A 17,415-nucleotide genomic window follows, 5' to 3' on the forward strand; every position below is an offset into this window, starting at 1 on the left:
TGCCTCGAGTTACCCCTGTTACACCAGTCGTTCGGTGTGTCGGGTGGGTTCCGGCGGCGTGTCGCGGCGGGTCACACGCCCGCGAGCACCGTGTCACCCAACGCGGTCCACAACGGCTTGGCCCAGTCCCCGAAGGCGCGGTCGGCGAGCACGACGCACGAGACGCGGGCTTCGGGGTCCACCCAGAGGAACGTTCCCGACTGCCCGAAGTGCCCGAACGTGCGCGCCGAGTTCGTCTCCCCCGTCCAGTGCGGCGACTTGTGGTCACGGAGCTCGAAGCCCAGACCCCAGTCGTTGGGTCGCTGCGACCCGTACCCGGGGAGGATGCCTCCGAGTCCCTCGAACTGCACGCTCGTCGCCTCGTCGACGGTCTGGCGGGAGACGAGCGTCGGTGCGAGCAGTTCTGCCGCGAACGCCTCCATGTCGCAGAGATTGGAGCGGGCTCCGTGGCCGGCCGACCCGTGCAGCTCGGTCGAGGTCATACCCAACGGTTCGAGCACGGCGGCGGACAGGTACTCCCCGAACTCGATGCCGGAACGCTCGGTCACGTGCTCCGCCAGGATCTCGAAGCCGGCGCTCGAGTAGATGCGTTTCGTCCCCGGCGCCGTGGTGGGCCGTCGGTCGTCGAACGCGACTCCCGAGGTGTGGGCGAGAAGGTGTCGGACGGTGGATCCTTCGGGTCCCGCCGCCTCGTCGAGCTCGACGGCACCCTCCTCCACCGCGACGAGCGCCGCGTAGGCGACGAGGAGCTTGGTGACCGAGGCCAGTTCCTGCACGCGATCCCGATCACCGTGCCGCGCGGCCACGTCGGGACCGTCGGTGATCACCGCGGCCGACACCGCCGGGACCGGCCAGTCGGTGAGTGAGGACAGAATCTCGGATGCGTTGCCGGTGACCACGAGCCCGACTGTAATTCACACTCGTCACAGAATCTCGATGCGTCCGGGTACACGCGACTAGCGTGCGTGGAATGACCTCGGCTGGAACCACCCGCACCGCCCACGGCACCTGCACCCTCTGCGAGGCCATGTGCGGACTCGAGTACACGGTGACCGACGAGGGTGTGCAGTCCGTCCGCGGGGACAAGAAGGATCCGTTGTCCCGCGGACACATCTGCCCCAAGGCGACCGCGCTCGTCGACATCCTGAACGACCCCGACCGTGTCCGCCGACCGCTGCAGCGCACCGAGTCGGGGTGGCGCGAGATCGGGTGGGACGAGGCGGTGGACCTCGTGGCCCGACGCCTGTCCGCCATCCGTGACGAGCACGGCGCCGACGCCGTGGGTGTCTATGCGGGCAACCCCAACGTGCACAGTCTCGGCGCCATGACCCACGGCATCCCGTTCCTGTCGATGCTGCGCACCCGCAACCGGTACTCCGCCACGTCGCTGGACCAGTTGCCGCACCAGCTGACCAACATGTTGTTCTACGGGCATCAGCTCCGTCAGCCGATCGCCGACATCGACAACACCGACTTCTTCCTCGTCCTGGGCGCCAACCCGATGGCGTCGAACGGATCCATGATGACGGTGCCCGATTTCGGGAAGCGGGTGAAGGAACTGCACGCACGTGGCGGGCGCATGGTGGTGATCGACCCGAGGCGCACCGAGACGGCGGACGTCGCCGACACCCACCACTTCATCCGTCCCGGCACGGATGCTCATCTGCTGCTGGCGCTCGTTCACGTCGTCCTGGCCGACGGCGCCGCTACCCCCGCCCCGTACGTCGACGGCGTCGAGGGTGTGACCGAGGCGGTGGCGGCGTTCACGCCCGAGGCCGTGGCACCTCTCACCGGTATCGACGCCGACGTGATCCGCACGCTGGCACGCGATCTCGCGAGCGCCGGATCGGCCGCGGTCTACGGCCGGATGGGTGTCTCCACCCAGGAGTTCGGCACCGTGTGCCAGTGGGCAGTGCACGTCCTGAACATCCTGACCGGCAATCTCGACCGGGTCGGCGGCGTGCTGTTCACCGATCCGGCCGTCGACCTGATCGCGAACAAGATCACCGGCCGCGGTCATTTCGACAAGTGGCGCAGCCGGGTGCGGGATCTGCCCGAGTTCAGTGGCGAGCTCCCGGCGTCGACCCTCGTGGACGAGATGACCACCGACGGGCCCGGGCGCGTCCGCGCCATGGTGGTGGCGTCGGGCAACCCGGTGCTGTCGATGCCGGGCGGCCCCCGGCTCGACGACGCGTTCGCCGGGCTCGATTTCATGGTGTCCTTCGACATCTACGTCAACGAGACCTCACGCCACGCCGACATCATCCTGCCGTCCACGGTGGCCCTCGAGCGGGACCACTACGACCTGATCTTCTCGACGTTCGCGGTGCGGAACACCGCCAAGTTCAATCCGGCCGTCCTGCCGAAGGAGGCCGACGCGCGCCACGACTGGGAGATCTTCCGCGATCTGAGTCTGCGCTACGCCGCCGTCCGCCGCCGCGGAACGCGTGCGCGGACCCTGGGTCGGGTGAACGCCGCGGCGGTGGTCCGTGAGGTGCGCACTCGGCTGTCCCCCGCCCGAACGGTCGAACTCCTGCTGCTGCGCGCTCGCGGGGTCACTCTGCGGACACTTCGAAAGAACCCGCACGGCACCGACCTCGGTCCGCTGCGTCCCGGTCTGCCGGGCAAGCTGCTCACCCGCGATCGGCGTATCGGTCTGATGCACGACGTGATCACCCCGGACATCGACAGACTGCGGAGCGCTCTGCTCGCCGCGACGCCGTCCGCGGACGGCGAACTGCTCCTGATCGGGCGCCGCCACGTTCGCAGCAACAACTCGTGGATGCACAACGCGCCGCGTCTCGTGAAGGGCAAGCCGCGCCACGGTCTGCTGGCACATCCCGCCGATCTCGACCGTCTCGGCATCGCCGACGGGGACACCGTCGAGGTCGTGTCCGCCGCCGGCTCCGTGCGCATCGAGGTGACGGCGAGCGACTCGGTGATGCCCGGCGTCGTGAGCATCCCGCACGGTTTCGGGCATGACCGCGACGGTGTGCTACTGACGGTGGCCCGCGACGTCCGCGGACCGAGCGTCAACGACCTCACCGATCCGGACCGCGTCGAGGGCGTCGCGGGAAATGCCGTCCTCAACGGTGTCCCGGTGACGCTCCGGCTCGTCGGGACCGACGATCAGGACACGTCGAGCAGCCGAGTCCCGTCGACGAGCAGCGAGCTGAGGGTGGGTTCGTCGACGGGCGGACAGATGGCGTGACCCTGCGCGCGGTGGCAGCCCAGCTCGACCAGAGTGCGCGCTGCCGCAGACGTCTCGACTCCGTTGGCGACGACGTCGAGCCGGAGTGACCGAGCAAGTCCGATCATGACCGAGACGAGCGCACGATCGTCGCCGTCCACGCCGAGCCCGTCGGTGAAGTGCCTGTCGATCTTGAGCACGTCGAGCGGCAGCCTCTTGAGGTGCAGCAGTGACGAGTACCCGACACCGAAGTGGTCGATGGCCGTCCTGATTCCCTTGTCGCGCAGGGAGGTCAGGGCTGCGCCCGATCGCGCCACCGAATCCACCACCGCGACCTCGGACAGCTCCAGGCAGAAGCAGGCCGGGTCGATCCCGTGGGTCCGCAGGACGTCCGCCACCTCCTGCGCGAAGTCGCGCACGGCGAGGTGGACCGGCGAGATGTTCACGCGCAGAACCAGGTCGGTGCGACCCGTGGCGTCCCGCCAGCTCACATACGCCCGGCACGCCGCATCGATGACCCAGCGCCCGAGCTCCGGGGCGAGGTTCGCCGCGTCGGCGATGGGCACGAAGACGTCGGGCCCGAGCATGCCGCGGGTCGGATGCGGCCAGCGGACGAGAGCTTCCACTGCGGTGATCTCACCGGAACGCAGGTCCACCTCGGGTTGGAAGTGCAGCACCAACCGGTCGTGAGAGATGGCATGGCCCAGCGTCAGCTCGACGTCGGTCCGCAGGTCGTTGGTCGCCGCGATCTCGTCCGAGTAGAGGACGACGCCGTTGCCACCCGACGACTTCACGTGCAGCGCCGCCTGATCCGCCCGGCGCAGCATCTCCGACGGATCCGCGGTTCCCACGGCCACGCCGATACTCGCGGTGCGGGTCACCCTGTCGTCCCCCACCACCATCGGCTCGGCGACCACCGACCGGACCATCTCCGCACGCTCCGCACCGTCCTCGGCCGTGGGCGCACCACCGAGGACGACGACAAACTCGTCCCCGCCGAGCCTCGCCACCACGTCCCCGTCCGGCAGTCGGCGGCGGATGCGGTCCGCGACGGTGCGCAGGAACTCGTCACCCATGCGATGGCCGAGGAAGTCGTTGAGAGCGGCCAGCCGATCGATGTCCACGAACAGCACGCCCACCGCGGTGCCGTCGCCGGCGCGCCCGTCGAGCAGCTCGGTCAGCCCGTGACGGTTCATCAGCCCGGTCAGTTCGTCGATCATCGCGGTGTGGCGCAGTTCGTTCTCCGCGGCCACGCGCCTCTGCACCTGGGCGAGCATCGCTCCGACCGCAGTGACTGCCTCGAGCTCCTCCGCGGTCCACTCGCGGTCGGCGAATCGAACGAAACCCAGGACGCCCAGGGTGCGGCCGTCGCCGAGAAGAGGGACCGTCACCACCGTCGTGGCCGACACCCCGGATCCGTTCTCGATCCGCTCTCGGTAATTCTCGGGTTGATCGTTCGGCCGGTAGATCTGGACTCGATCCTGCTCCCGGGTGACGGCGAAAACCGGATCGGCATCGGCGAAGTAGACGACACCGAGGGGATCTGGAACCGGTACGACCGGACGGGGCGGCCACTCGGCGACGAGCACAGTGGCATCGACGTCGGAGTCGTTGTGGCGGAGGAAACAGGTGTCCATCTCGAAGTCGACTGCGAGATCACGGAGCAGTCGGCGATACGCGACGACGACGTTGGCGGCGTCTGCGCCGAGAAGCCGGGTCGCGAGTTCCGAGACCAACGCATTCAGCGGACGCCGAACATGCGCCGAGCCGTCGATCGCTTCCATGACTTCTCCTGAAATCCCCCGGACGACGCATGCCCCCGCTGCGGCGCCCTACCCCCACGATCGACGCCACACCGCGCGCCGATGTCGCAGCTCGAGTGGCGTCGTAGTGCACTCTGCACACCATCTGATCCGAAAACGACGTGACCTGCAACTCATGACATCCCACAACAAAATGGGTTTCGTGCCGGTTTTCCCCTGGTGGACGACCAAGCACTTCCGTAAGGCACTGTGCCACAATGGATCACATGTCGGGTACGGAAGCTATCGATGCACGTGTCAACACGACGCTGATGCGCCGCTCCACGCAGTCCGAACTGTCCAGTCTCTACACCCGCGTCGTCCGATCGACGCGAGCGACGACCGTGCACGACTCCTCGGGAGCCCTGGCGTTCTACAACTCCGCTTGCAGCAGCCTGCTCGGGTACGAGGCGAACGAGCTCGCGGCCGTGCCGTCGTCCTCCATCCTCCATCCTGCGGACAGTGCAGCCCTCATTAACGCGACAGAGCGCGCGTACTTCACAGGGTCCGTTGCCACGCGTCTCTGGCTGGTCCGCAAGGACGGCCGGGCAGTGGAGGTCGACATGGCCATGTCCCGCATGGTGGTGGGCGACCGCCGCTACCTGATGGTCGAGTCGACCCCGGTCGACGCGGTCGCCTGACTTTCCCTCGGCTCACACTCACGACGCAGGAGTGCCTCATGTCGGCCCCGTCAGCGTTGCCCTTCTCCCCGGTCCGGGCGCACACTCAGGGTCACTACGTCGACAGACACTTCGGTTGCACGATCATCGCGACGACGCCTTCCAGCAGACCTGATCTGTGGACTCGCTTCCTCAAGGGTGCACACCGTAGCTACACCCACCACGACGTTCTGCCGGCGCTGGAACACGACACCATCCGCGACGGCTCGACCACCGCTCTGTTCTTCTGCGCGCTGGACACCTCCGGGGCGATGCTCGCCGGTGCCAGACTGCAGGGGCCCTACACCGACGCGCGAGACACGCATGCCGACATCGAGTGGCGGCATCACCCGATCGGCCGGATGGTACTGCGGCAGATGGTCGACGAGCGGTTGGGGCGCGGAGTCGTGGAGCTCAAGACAGGTTGGGTCGAGTCGACGGCGGCACGCGATCGTCACCTCGCCGACGTCATCGGGTACGCCGGACCGCTGGGCTGCTCGCTGTTGGGCGCCCGCTACGCGCTGGTCACGGCAGCGGATCATGTGGTGCGAATGTGGCAGAGCACCGGCGCCGTCACAGCTGAGTCCGTCGAACCGGCCGTCTACCCCGACGATCGCTATCGCACCCGCGCTCTGTGGTGGGATCTCGAGAGCTATCGCGACCGGGCCGATCCACGCCATGTGCGCCGAATAGACGACGCAGCAGCCCAACTGGCACATTCGTGGGCGGCCACCGCCGTACCCGACCGATCGACGAGGAGCCCAACTCGGTGACCGACATGCTGGTGGACCCCACTCGGGCGGACGACGCCACACCCACGATTCTCGACCCGCGGTCCCCGAGCGACCGAGCGGTCGTCGAGTCTCTGCTCGGCGACGGTGTGACCGTCGTTCTCGACACACTCGACGCCCAGGAACGGGGACTGTCCGCTCTGGTCCCCCGGCCCGATGCCGACGTTCTGGACGAATCCCCTCGCTGGGTGCACTATCCGTGGCGCCGCACGCTCGTCCGCGTTCTCGGGCCTCGCGGGTTCCGGCGGCTCCGGCTCGACCGCAACCGCAACAAGATCACCGCCGAGGAGCAGGACCGGTTCGGCGCGGCGAAGATCGGCGTCGTGGGTCTCAGCGTGGGGCACGCGGTCGCGCACACCCTGGCCCTCGAGGGACTGTGCGGGGAATTGCGGGTCGCCGACTTCGACGAGTTGGAGCTCTCCAACCTCAACCGGATCCCGTCGACCGTTCTCGACCTGGGCGAGAGCAAGACCGACATCGTCTCCCGGCGCATCGCCGAGCTGGACCCTTACCTGTCCGTGCGCGTCGAAGCACGCGGTATCACCGCCGACACGGTCGACGACTTCCTGGACGGCCTCGACATCGTCATCGAGGAATGCGATTCCCTCGACGTGAAGGTCCTGCTGCGTGAAGCCGCCAAGCGGCATCGCATCCCGGTGATCATGGAGACCAGCGACCGCGGTCTTCTCGACGTGGAACGGTTCGATCTCGAGCCCGATCGTCCGATCTTCCACGGCGCTGTCGGCACGCTCTCGTCGGGCGCCCTCACCGGTCTCAGCACGCGCGACAAGGCACCCCACGTCATGTCGATCCTCGGTGCATCCGACGTGTCCGCGCGGTTCGCCGCGTCCATGGTCGAAGTCGACCGCACGATCTCGACGTGGCCGCAGCTCGGGAGCGACGTCGCTCTGGGAGGAGCGACGGTCGCAGCGGTGGTGCGGCGCATCGTGTTGGGGCAATCCATGCCGTCCGGTCGCACTCGTATCGACGTCGACGGCGCGCTCGACACCCTCGGAACGACCGAGAGCGCCGGGGACCCCATCGACGAGCCGGCACCGACGACGGCGCCCACGACACCGACCTCGGTCGTGGACTCGATGGTGGAGGCCGCTCGGCGCGCACCGTCCGGCGGCAACGTTCAGCCGTGGATCGTGACGACGTCCGACGACGTCGTCACGATCACGCTCGATCCTCTGCGCACCACCGGTCTCGATGTCGCGCACCGCGGGAGCCGAATCGCCGTGGGCGCCGCGGTGTTCAACGCTCGGGTCGCCGCGGCCCGAGCCGGACTCACGGCGGTGCCGACAGTCGTCGATGGGGGCGCCGGTCGCGTACGCGTCGACCTGACAGTGGCGCGAAGGCCGGACACTGCCCTCGCTCCCCTCCACGAGGCCATGATGCGGCGTTCGACGAACCGTCACCCGGGCACACCGACCGCCCTGGCCGACGAGGTCGTGCGCGACCTGTGCGCGGCGGCTGCAGAGGAGGACGGCTCAGCGGTCGTGATCACGGATCGGGCGGCGCTGTCCGAGATCGGCGAGATCCTGGCGGAATCGGACCGACTCCGCTACCTCACCACCACGCTGCACGCCGAGATGATGTCCGAACTGCGGTGGCCCGGCGACGACGATCCGGACACCGGTATCGATGTCGCCACTCTGGCCCTCGACGCCACCGACCTGGTCAAGCTCGACGTCGCCCGACGACCCGACGTGATGCGTCTTCTCGCGGACTGGGACACCGGCAGGGCGTTGGGCGACGACACGCGCGATCGGATGGCGACCACGTCCGCGGTACTCGTCGTGTTCGCGCCGGGACCCACCGGCCGCGATCACGTCGTCGCCGGCGGTGCAGTGGAGCGTGCGTGGATCACGGCCGAGTTGCACGGTCTGACAGTCCATCCCGTGTCTCCCGTGTTCCTCTACGCCTCGGAGGATCACGAATTCGACGCTCTGTCCCCGCGTTACGCCGAGCGACTACGCACACTGCGTCACCGCTTCCTCGATACCGCTGGTCAGCCGCGAGACAAACCGGTCGGCCTCGTATTGCGGCTGTCTCACTGCGCAATTCCCGCCGTTCGAAGTCGGCGTCGACCTCGCTGACGGCACTCTCGCGGTACAGTCGGCTGAACGAGTGCAGTCCTGCGCTCCGCAGCCACGCGAGGAGACCCGACGTTGGAGCGCCGTCCGAGCTTCGACGTATTGGTGACCCGTGTGGCGACCCACCTGATCGGCGTGAACGCCTCGACGGTTGCTGCAGGATATCGGTCCGCGCTGGAGGACCTGGTCGACTATTTCGCTGTCGACGCAGGGTTCCTGCGACATCATGATCGGTCCCGTCGAGCCACACACATGGTGGCCGAGTGGCCCGACAGGGTCGACGTTCCGGATCCTGATCCACTCGGAGTCGTACATTTTGCCGACGCGGACCCGGTCTTCGCCGCCGCGGAGTTCCTCCGTGAGCCGCTTCTCTTTCGTCCGGACCCAGCCATGGAGGACTATCGGCACCGCGTGGAGGCGGCCTCGGGATACACGAGCACCTCCATGGTGTCCGTACCCCTGCTATCTCACGACATCACCACCGGGGTCATCGGACTCGTGGCGTCGGGCGACCGCGAGTGGTCGGACGAGGAGGTCGACGCGCTCGAGGCGATCGCCACCCTCTTCTCCCAACTGCAGGCTCGGATCGCCGCCGAGGAGCACTTGCGGTGGGCCGCCACGCACGACGCGTTGACGGGGTTGCTCAACCGGCGGGGTGTCTCGGAGCTGCTGTCCGCTCGACTCGCCGGGGGCGGTGACGCATTCGCGGTGCTCTACTTCGACCTCGATCGCCTCAAGGCCCTGAACGATTTCCTGGGGCACTCGGCCGGTGACACGTTCCTCCGCACGGTCGGTGCACGGCTGCAGCGGCATTCGGACGCGGACACTCTTCTCGCACGGTGGGGCGGCGACGAGTTCGTGGTCGTTCTTCCCGGTCCGATGACGGAGGACGACGCGTACGCCGAGGCCTGCCGCATTCTCACCGTGGTGACCGCACGGGTCGACATGGCGGGCGAGTACGTCTCACGTACCGCCAGTATCGGTGTCGCACTGGGCATCCCCGGCAGCGGTACGGTCGATTCGGTGATCGCGGACGCCGACCAGGCTGCGCTGGCCGCCAAAACGGCCGGGGGCAATCAGGTCTCGCTGTTCAGTTCCGAGATCCGCGAACGCAACGAGTTGCAGAACGACATCGAGCTGCATCTGCGCGCAGCGATCGAGGGCGAGTCACTGCTCCTGTACTTCCAACCCGAGATCGACCTCACGACCGACCGCATCACCGCGGTCGAGGCCCTGGTGCGGTGGCAGCATCCCACCCGGGGCATGCTGCCGCCCGTCGAGTTCATCGCCATCGCCGAGGCCGTCAACCTGGCCACCGACCTCGGACGGTGGGTGCTCCACACCGCGTGCAGAACGTACGCGTCGTGGCGCTCTACGTTGGGAACACTGGACATCGCACTGCGGGTCAATGTGTCACCCGCACAGTTGGTCTCGCTCGACTTCGTGCACACCGTACGAGAGGCGTTGTCCCGGTACTCCCTCGAGCCGCAGTACCTGTGCATCGAGATCACCGAGGTGGCGGTGGTCCACGACATCGTCCTGGCCGCACGGGCTCTGCGCGACATCCGTGCACTCGGGGTACGCGTGGCCATCGACGACTTCGGCACCGGGTACAGCTCGCTCTCGCATCTCAAGACGCTGCCGGTCGACGCCGTCAAGATCGATCGCGAGTTCGTCACCCACCTCGCGACCAGTAGGGACGACCGCGCGATCGTCGAGGCCGTCACCGCCCTCGCTCGGGCCTACGACCTCGACCTCATCGCGGAGGGGCTCGAGGACGTCGACGCCCGTGCCGTGTTGCTGGAACTGGGGTGCTCGCGCGCGCAGGGGTACCTCTACGCCCGCCCCCAGCCCGCCGACGTCGTCCTTGAGATGCTGCGAGTCGGAACGCTCACACCGAGCTGAACGTCAGCCCTCCGCCTGATCGGGCTGCGTTCCGGCCGCGTCGTCCAGTTCCGACGGGTCCGCGTCGGGGTCGCGCGAGGAGTCGTAGGGCCTCTCCGAGGAGGTCCAGGGTTCGTCGGACACGGGCGAGTCGCCGTTCGGTTCGGTCATGCGGCACGCGTACCCGCGGCCGCCGTCGCTGATCCCGCCCAGGTATCGTGAGCGCGCGTCAGCGCCGGGGGCGGTAGCTCAGTCGGTTAGAGCCGTGGACTCATAATCCATTGGTCGCGGGTTCGAGCCCCGCCCGCCCCACTCGGACCCTTCGCCTTCCCGCACCTCGGTCGTCAGGCCAGGACGTCCCCCTCGTCGGGACACCGTTGTCCCGACACGCACACACCGTCGTTTCGGCTGTTCGTCTGCTATATTTTGAACTCTAGGTTTGTTTCGAAGCGATCGACCCGGCTACCCGTCTGTTCGTCGACTCCGAACGGTGACGAGAGAGGCAGGACCGACGGCAGAGCCGTGAGGAACGACGATGATGCCCGACGAGGATGGATCAGACCCGCGCCCGACGCTGTCGGAGGCCTTCATGTCCTCGCGACTCGGTCTCGCGACGGTGTTCGACCATTCCCCCGACGTGGTGCTCGTGTCCACGTCCGACGGCCGGATCGTCCACGCGAATCCCGAGGCGTCGAGGACTCTCGGACTCGACGGCGGTGAGCACGGGCCGCCGGACGAACCGACCGTGGACGCCGTCGTCGTCCCCACTCCCCCCACGACGCTCACGGACATCCTCTCGGCTGTCCAGCTCCACGGAACTTGGCTCGGCCGAACAGAACTGGTGCATCACCTCACAGGAGAAAGGCTCGCGGTGTCCACCTCAGCATTCGCCGTACGCGGCCACGACGACGACTCGTCCCTGGTCGTCTCGATCCATCGCGACGCCTCTGCACAGAATGCCGACGACCATCTCCTGCAGAAGGCTCTGGACGCGTCGACCTTCCGGGCGTCCGAGCAGCGGGTCGTCGCCGAGCTGAGCAGGCTCGCTCTGCGCGGCCGGCTCGACGACCTTCTGTCGGCGGCCACCGACGCCGTCGTGACGCTGTACGGGGCGCGGTGCGCCGTCATCACCCGCGCGCACGACCTGCCTGCCACTCTCGAGATCGTCGCCGCCACGGGGGACGACGCACCGCACGATCTGTGCGCCACCGGGCCCTCCTCGATCACCGCGTTCGCCAGCCGATCGGCCACCCGGATCGTGTGGTCCGGGGACGCGCACGAGTCCAGGTTCGACGTCGCCGCCCTCGTCGCGGGTGGTGTCGAGAACGCGGTCGCCGTGCCGATCGACGGCACCGGCCAGCCGTGGGGTGTGTTGACCGTCCTCGGGGTCGACTCGCGCTATCTCTCGTCCGCCACCGGGTCGTCCGTGCCGATCATCGACATCACGACGGCGGGGCCGCCGATTCTGGTCCCGGACAATCCGATGCTCGACACCGGCGCCCTCGACACGGTGTCCGACGTCGTGTCCGCAGCCGTGCATCGTGTCGGCGTCGAGAGCGAACTGCGCTACCGCAGCCTCCGGGACCCGCTGACGGGGCTCCCCAATCGCGCACTGGCGTACGACCGCATCGAGTCCGCCGTCGAGCGGGGCGTCGCGAAGGCCACCACGACGGCCGTCATGCTCATCGACCTCGACGACTTCAAGTCCATCAACGACGGGCTGGGGCACGAGGCGGGCGACTCGGCTCTGGTGTCCATCGGCAACCGCCTCACCCGGGCATCGCGCCCCGGCGACACCGTGGCTCGCCTGGGCGGCGACGAGTTCGTGGCGGTCTGCGAGAACCTCTCCGGTCCGGAGGAGTCGATCGCCGTGGCGCAGGCCTACGCGGACGCCGTGCGGGCGGCCATCGTCGTCGACGGCAACGAACTGCGCATCACCGCGAGCATCGGCGTCGCGTTGGCGGACGACACCGTGCCCGGCAACGAGCTCATCCGCCGCGCCGACGTGGCGATGTATCGCGCGAAGGACACCGGTCGCGGGAACGTCGCGGTGTTCGACACCGACGATCGAGAGCACCGCCGCAACCAGTTGGCTCTGTCGGCCGATCTCCGGTCGGCTCTCGACAGCCAGATCCTGACGCTCGCGTACCAGCCCATCTTCGACATCGCGACCGGCCGCATCACCGCCGTGGAGGCACTCGCGCGGTGGCAGCACCCCACCCTCGGCTCGGTGAGCCCGGAGACCTTCGTCCGGATCGCCGAGCGCACGGGCCAGATCAACACCCTCGGCCTGTGGGCTCTGCACACCGCGTGCGTGCAGGCGGCGGAGTGGCAGGCCATCTCGGACGTCGGCGTGCGAGTCAACGTCAGTGCCCTGCAGCTTCGCCAGCCCGAGTTCGTGGCCAGCGTCGCCCGCATCCTCGCCAGTTCCGGTCTGCCGGTGGGCCGACTCGGCCTGGAGATCACCGAGACGGTGTGGCTCGCGGACACGGCGCAGGTGCGGGACGCCCTCACCGAACTGCACGAGATGGGCGTGTCCATCCTCCTGGACGATCTGGGCAGCGGCCACAGCTCCGTCACCTACCTCAGCCGGTATCCCGTCATCGAGGCGTTCAAGATCGATCAGACGTACATCCAGGCCATGCCGGGCAAGCAGCCCGAGGCCATCGTGTCCGCCATCGTGTCCCTGGCACACGCGTTCGACGTCGCCGTCGTCGGCGAGGGTGTCGAGTCACAGGCCCAGTTCGACCGTCTGCGGGACAGTGGCTGCGATCTGGCCCAGGGCTTCTGGCTCGCCCACCCGGCCAGCGCGAACGAGGTCACCTCGATGCTGCTGGAGCGACGCGCCGGCTGACCGTCAGCCGGCCGGATCGGTCCTGGTGGCATCGCGCACGAAGTCGGCGGCCACCTCGCGAACTCGCACGTTCCGGCGCTGCGCCTCACGCGAGAGCACGTCGAACGCCGCGTCCGCGTCGAGACCGCGCATCGCCATCAGAATGCCCTTGGCCTGCTCGATGGGGGCGCGTCGCGCCATGGCATCGCGCAGTCCGCTCACCGTGGTGGTGGCGTCGGTGTAGCGAGCATGCTCGCCGATGGCCCGTCCCACCGTGGTGGTGAGGCTGTCCAGGATGTCGGCGTCCATGTCGTCGAAGGCGTCGGCGGACGAGCCGTACAGGTTGAACGAGCCGATCACGCCGTCGAGAGTCCTGATGGGCGAGGCGAGGAACGAGTGCACACCCTCGGTGCGCGCCGCGGCCGCGAACTCCGGCCACCGCTGCTCGGTGCTGTCGCAGTCGACGACGATCGTGGTGTCGCTACGGGACGCCTCGAGGCACGGACCCTCGCCGGTCTCGTACTGCATCTCGTCCACTGCGAGGGTGGTGCTGTCGGTGTAGACCGCCGTGTACGTGGTGCCGTCGTAATCGATTGTCACGCCGCAACTGTCGGCGCCTCTGATGACGTCGTGCGCGAGATCCACCGACCGCTGCAGCAACTCGCCGAGCTCGTCCGTGTCCTCGATGCGTCGACCCAGCGAGCCGACGATCTCACCGAGTCGTTCGGGTGTCAGGCCACCTTCGGCCCGCCCTTCCGTGTCCATTGCACCATTCGATCACACGCCCGCCGATCCACCGAGGCGTGTTCGGCACACTCCGTCGGTCCGTGCGTAGTCTGAGGTGCGGTCGGCGTTTCGGTTCGTCGACCCTCGGGTAGTTCCCCGGACGGCATGCAGACCAGGCACGCCTGTGGGAGCTTCCCATCGAAGATGTCCGCGCGTCCCGTCACATCGGAGGAACAGTGGATCCGGAAGTTCAGCACGAACCCAGCGAGATCACGTACGACGAGAGCTTCTACCCGGCCAGGCCTCGCCCGTTGAAGCCGTCGGTGCGTCGTGCGTACCGCACTGCGGGCGCGCTGCCCCAGGGTGACGCCGACGCCTCCAATCCCGAGTACGTGTCGTGGCTCGTCGACCGGTCGATGCTGCACGATGCCAAGCTGATCGCGGAACAGTTGTCCGGCAAGGGCAGCATGTGGCAGAACCCCTACGCGTCGCCGGATCCGCGCGGAGCCGTCGAGCGCGCACCCGTGTGGTTCACCGCGTATCCCATCTCGCTCATCGCGGCTCCAGGACAGAGCTTTCTCGGCACGCTCGGCGACGAGGCCCTGTGGCAGGTGTTCTCGGACATCGGCATCACGGCCGTGCACACCGGCCCCGTCAAGGAGGCCGGCGGACTGCACGGGTGGCATGCCACACCGTCGGTCGACGGCCACTTCGACCGCGTCAGCATGCAGATCGACCCGGCGTTCGGCTCCGAGGAGGAGTTCCGGCGGCTGTGCGTCGTCGCGTCCGCCTACGAGGGCATCGTCATCGACGACATCGTCCCCGGACACACCGGCAAGGGTGCCGATTTCCGATTGGCGGAGATGAACGTCTCCGACTACCCCGGCATCTACCACATGGTGGAGATCGAGCCGCAGGACTGGCACCTGCTCCCCCGCGTGAAGGCGGGCCAGGACTCGGTGAACATCGATGCCGAGTCCGAGGCCAATCTCGCTCGTGCCGGGTACATCGTCGGCCAGCTCCAGCGCGTCATCTTCTACGAGATGGGCGTCAAGGAGACCAACTGGAGTGCCACGCCGGTCATCCGCGGAGTCGACGGGGTCGAGCGCCGCTGGGTGTACCTGCACTACTTCAAGGCGGGTCAGCCCTCCATCAACTGGCTCGATCCCTCGTTCGCCGGTATGCGCCTCGTCATCGGCGACGCCTGCCACTCCATCGCGGACCTCGGCGCCGGCGCACTGCGTCTCGACGCCAACGGGTTCCTCGGAGTCGAGCGCCGGACCGAGGGTCCGGGATGGTCCGAGGGCCACCCGCTCTCGGAGGCCGCCAATCACCTCATCTCCAGTGTGGTGCGCAAGATGGGTGGCTTCACCTTCCAGGAGCTGAACCTCACCATCGACGACATCAAGGCGATGGGAAGCAGCGGCGCCGATCTGTCCTACGACTTCATCAACCGCCCCGCCTATCACCACGCGCTCGTCATGGGGAACACCGAGTTCCTCAGGCTCACCATGAATCTGGCGCGGGACCACGGTGTGGACACCGCCTCGCTGGTGCACGCGCTGCAGAATCACGACGAGATGACCTTCGAGCTGGTGCACTTCGCGACCCTGCACCGTGAGGACGAGTTCTCGTACGGCGGCGACGTGATCAAGGGCGGCGATCTGGGGGACCAGATCCGCGCCGAACTGTGCGAACGACTCACCGGCCGGTGGGCACCGTACAACCGCACGTTCACCAACAACGGGATCGCGTGCACCACCGCGTCGGTCATCACGGCGTCGTTGGGCATTCGCGACCTCGACCGGATGGACGACACCGACATCGAGACGGTCAAGCGCGCCCATCTCATGCTGGCCATGTACAACGCCCTGCAACCGGGCGTGTTCGCGCTGTCCGGCTGGGACCTCACCGGCATCCTCCCGGTGCCGGCGGAGGAGGTCGCCGATCTCATCCGTGAGGGCGACACCCGCTGGATCAACCGTGGGGCTCACGACCTCATGAACACCTCGCCCGACGCCACCCGGTCGGAGTCCGGGATCCCCCGCGGCCGCAGTCTCTACGGCTCGTTGCCGGAGCAGATGAAGGACTCGACGTCGTTCGCGCGTCAGCTGTCCCGCATCCTCGATGTGCGGACGAGGTACGGCATCGCGACGGCCACCCAGCTCGACGTCCCGTCCGTGTCGCACAAGGGACTGCTCGTCCTGGTGCACCAGCTGGGCAACGGATCCATCTCGGCGACGGTGCTGAACTTCACGGGCGACGAGATCCACGCGACGGTGCAGTCGAAGCACCTCACCGGCGGGGCCACGGTGGTGGACCTGTTCACCGACCAGGACATCGCCGTCGTCGACGAGCTGGGCAGTTTCCCGATGACCCTGCAGCCCTACCAGGGCGTCCCGGTGATGCTCAGGGGCTGATGCCGAGCGGTGGTCGGGCAAGGTTAGGCTAACCAGCATGCGAGTGGCGATGTTCGGCTATCAGACCTGGGGACACACGACGCTTCGGACGGTCATCGAGTCCGATCACGAGGTGGTCCTGGCCGTCACCCATCCTCCCAGTGAGCACTCGTACGAGTCGATCTGGTCGGATTCCGTGGAAGATCTGGCACGCGCCCACGACGTGCCGGTCCACCTCGCCCTCACTCCGGACGATGCGCTGCGCGTCGCACTGGAGGAGGCGAAGCCGGACATCATCGTCGCGAACAACTGGCGCACCAAGCTGCCCCGGTCCATCTACGACATGCCGCCGCACGGCACCCTCAACCTGCACGACTCACTGCTGCCCCGGTTCACGGGTTTCTCCCCCGTGATCTGGTCGCTGATCAGCGGCGCGGCCGAGACCGGCCTGACCGCGCACCGTATGGACGACGAACTCGACACCGGCGACGTCGTCATCCAGCGGTCCGTTCCGATCGGCCCGCGCGACACCGCGACCCAGTTGGTGCAGGCGACCATCGACCTCATTCCCGAGGTACTGCTCGAGGCGCTCGGCGCGATCGAGAGCGGTACCGCGGTGTGGACCCCGCAGGACCTCTCGCAGCGGACGTTCTTCCACAAGCGTGCGGACATCGACAGCCGTATCGACTGGACGTGGCCGGCCGAGGACATCGACCGTCTGGTCCGCGCTCAGTCCGATCCCTACCCCAACGCGTGGACCCATCACCGTGGCCGTCGGCTCCGCATCGTCGAAGCGCATGTGTCGCAGGGCATCTACGGCGGTACACCCGGTCGCGTCTTCATCCACGAGGGTGACGGCATGGCGATCGTCTCCGGCCCGAACGCCCACCTCGGCCGTAACCGAGCGCTCGTGATCGACGCGGTGCGCACCGAGGACGACGACCGCACGATCCCCGCGGCGGAGTACTTCCCCCGCGGCGGCGGGTACCTCACCGACGCTCCCTGACGTCCGGTTCCGGCAGGTCGCGCGAA

Annotated in this window: 12 protein-coding genes and 1 tRNA gene; 9 read left to right on the forward strand and 4 right to left on the reverse strand. The window is 67.9% G+C overall.

The features are described 5' to 3' along the window. Positions 1–71: 71 nt before the first annotated feature. Positions 72–899, reverse strand: a complete 828-nt coding sequence (locus tag HQ312_RS09055; protein ID WP_307108632.1) for a serine hydrolase — start codon at positions 897–899, stop codon at positions 72–74. 71 nt (positions 900–970) lie between these two features. On the opposite strand from HQ312_RS09055, the gene HQ312_RS09060 reads away from it, so the two are divergent. Continuing rightward, complete coding sequence (locus HQ312_RS09060) at positions 971–3,211, forward strand: molybdopterin-dependent oxidoreductase (protein WP_222638401.1); 2,241 nt, start codon at positions 971–973, stop codon at positions 3,209–3,211. Here HQ312_RS09060 and HQ312_RS09065 read toward each other — a convergent pair. Beyond that, complete coding sequence (locus HQ312_RS09065) at positions 3,130–4,974, reverse strand: bifunctional diguanylate cyclase/phosphodiesterase (RefSeq protein ID WP_222638402.1); 1,845 nt, start codon at positions 4,972–4,974, stop codon at positions 3,130–3,132. The two genes, HQ312_RS09060 and HQ312_RS09065, sit on opposite strands and share 82 nt — an antisense overlap. Positions 4,975–5,219: 245 nt before the next feature. Between HQ312_RS09065 and HQ312_RS09070 the strand changes: the two genes are divergently transcribed. From HQ312_RS09070 to HQ312_RS09085, 4 genes are all read left to right on the forward strand, one after another. Next, positions 5,220–5,633, forward strand: coding sequence for a PAS domain-containing protein (locus tag HQ312_RS09070; RefSeq protein WP_222638403.1), 414 nt, complete (start codon positions 5,220–5,222; stop codon positions 5,631–5,633). Positions 5,634–5,671: 38 nt separating this feature from the next. Beyond that, positions 5,672–6,424 carry a hypothetical protein gene (locus tag HQ312_RS09075; RefSeq protein ID WP_222638404.1) on the forward strand — a complete coding sequence of 251 codons (753 nt, stop codon included), beginning with the start codon at positions 5,672–5,674 and terminating at the stop codon, positions 6,422–6,424. Between the two features lie 5 nt (positions 6,425–6,429). Beyond that, positions 6,430–8,544, forward strand: a complete 2,115-nt coding sequence (locus HQ312_RS09080) for an Rv1355c family protein (RefSeq protein ID WP_261782207.1) — start codon at positions 6,430–6,432, stop codon at positions 8,542–8,544. Between the two features lie 111 nt (positions 8,545–8,655). Continuing rightward, positions 8,656–10,446 carry an EAL domain-containing protein gene (locus HQ312_RS09085; RefSeq protein ID WP_308123861.1) on the forward strand — a complete coding sequence of 597 codons (1,791 nt, stop codon included), beginning with the start codon at positions 8,656–8,658 and terminating at the stop codon, positions 10,444–10,446. A 3-nt stretch (positions 10,447–10,449) separates the two neighbouring features. Here HQ312_RS09085 and HQ312_RS09090 read toward each other — a convergent pair whose 3' ends face one another. Beyond that, positions 10,450–10,596 carry a hypothetical protein gene (locus tag HQ312_RS09090; protein ID WP_200933841.1) on the reverse strand — a complete coding sequence of 49 codons (147 nt, stop codon included), beginning with the start codon at positions 10,594–10,596 and terminating at the stop codon, positions 10,450–10,452. Between the two features lie 67 nt (positions 10,597–10,663). On the opposite strand from HQ312_RS09090, the gene HQ312_RS09095 reads away from it, so the two are divergent. Both HQ312_RS09095 and HQ312_RS09100 read left to right on the forward strand, forming a co-directional pair. Continuing rightward, positions 10,664–10,737, forward strand: a tRNA-Ile gene (locus HQ312_RS09095). Between the two features lie 223 nt (positions 10,738–10,960). Next, complete coding sequence (locus tag HQ312_RS09100) at positions 10,961–13,279, forward strand: EAL domain-containing protein (RefSeq protein WP_056445744.1); 2,319 nt, start codon at positions 10,961–10,963, stop codon at positions 13,277–13,279. 3 nt (positions 13,280–13,282) lie between these two features. Here the strand turns inward: HQ312_RS09100 and HQ312_RS09105 are convergent, their stop codons facing one another. Beyond that, entirely contained in the window at positions 13,283–14,023 is a 741-nt protein-coding gene (locus tag HQ312_RS09105) for a GAF and ANTAR domain-containing protein (protein WP_222638405.1), read from the reverse strand. A 197-nt stretch (positions 14,024–14,220) separates the two neighbouring features. Here HQ312_RS09105 and treS point away from each other — a divergent pair, with 197 nt between their 5' ends. Next, positions 14,221–16,404, forward strand: a complete 2,184-nt coding sequence (gene treS, locus HQ312_RS09110; protein WP_027505747.1) for a maltose alpha-D-glucosyltransferase — start codon at positions 14,221–14,223, stop codon at positions 16,402–16,404. Between the two features lie 37 nt (positions 16,405–16,441). Beyond that, the gene (locus HQ312_RS09115; RefSeq protein WP_056445750.1) at positions 16,442–17,389 is read left to right on the forward strand and encodes a methionyl-tRNA formyltransferase; all 948 of its coding nucleotides are present in this window, start codon (positions 16,442–16,444) and stop codon (positions 17,387–17,389) included. The last annotated feature ends 26 nt before the right edge of the window (positions 17,390–17,415 follow it).

It is taken from the genome of Rhodococcus sp. BP-316 (assembly GCF_019836105.1).
Taxonomy (GTDB): domain Bacteria; phylum Actinomycetota; class Actinomycetes; order Mycobacteriales; family Mycobacteriaceae; genus Rhodococcoides.

Coding starts and splice junctions, on each gene's coding strand:
- HQ312_RS09060 (WP_222638401.1), top strand. CDS start 971: ATGACCTCGGCTGGAACCACCCGCACCGCCCACGGCACCTGCACCCTC.
- HQ312_RS09090 (WP_200933841.1), bottom strand. CDS start 10,596: ATGACCGAACCGAACGGCGACTCGCCCGTGTCCGACGAACCCTGGACC.
- HQ312_RS09105 (WP_222638405.1), bottom strand. CDS start 14,023: ATGGACACGGAAGGGCGGGCCGAAGGTGGCCTGACACCCGAACGACTC.
- HQ312_RS09100 (WP_056445744.1), top strand. CDS start 10,961: ATGATGCCCGACGAGGATGGATCAGACCCGCGCCCGACGCTGTCGGAG.
- HQ312_RS09070 (WP_222638403.1), top strand. CDS start 5,220: ATGTCGGGTACGGAAGCTATCGATGCACGTGTCAACACGACGCTGATG.
- HQ312_RS09080 (WP_261782207.1), top strand. CDS start 6,430: ATGCTGGTGGACCCCACTCGGGCGGACGACGCCACACCCACGATTCTC.
- HQ312_RS09075 (WP_222638404.1), top strand. CDS start 5,672: ATGTCGGCCCCGTCAGCGTTGCCCTTCTCCCCGGTCCGGGCGCACACT.
- HQ312_RS09115 (WP_056445750.1), top strand. CDS start 16,442: ATGCGAGTGGCGATGTTCGGCTATCAGACCTGGGGACACACGACGCTT.
- HQ312_RS09065 (WP_222638402.1), bottom strand. CDS start 4,974: ATGGAAGCGATCGACGGCTCGGCGCATGTTCGGCGTCCGCTGAATGCG.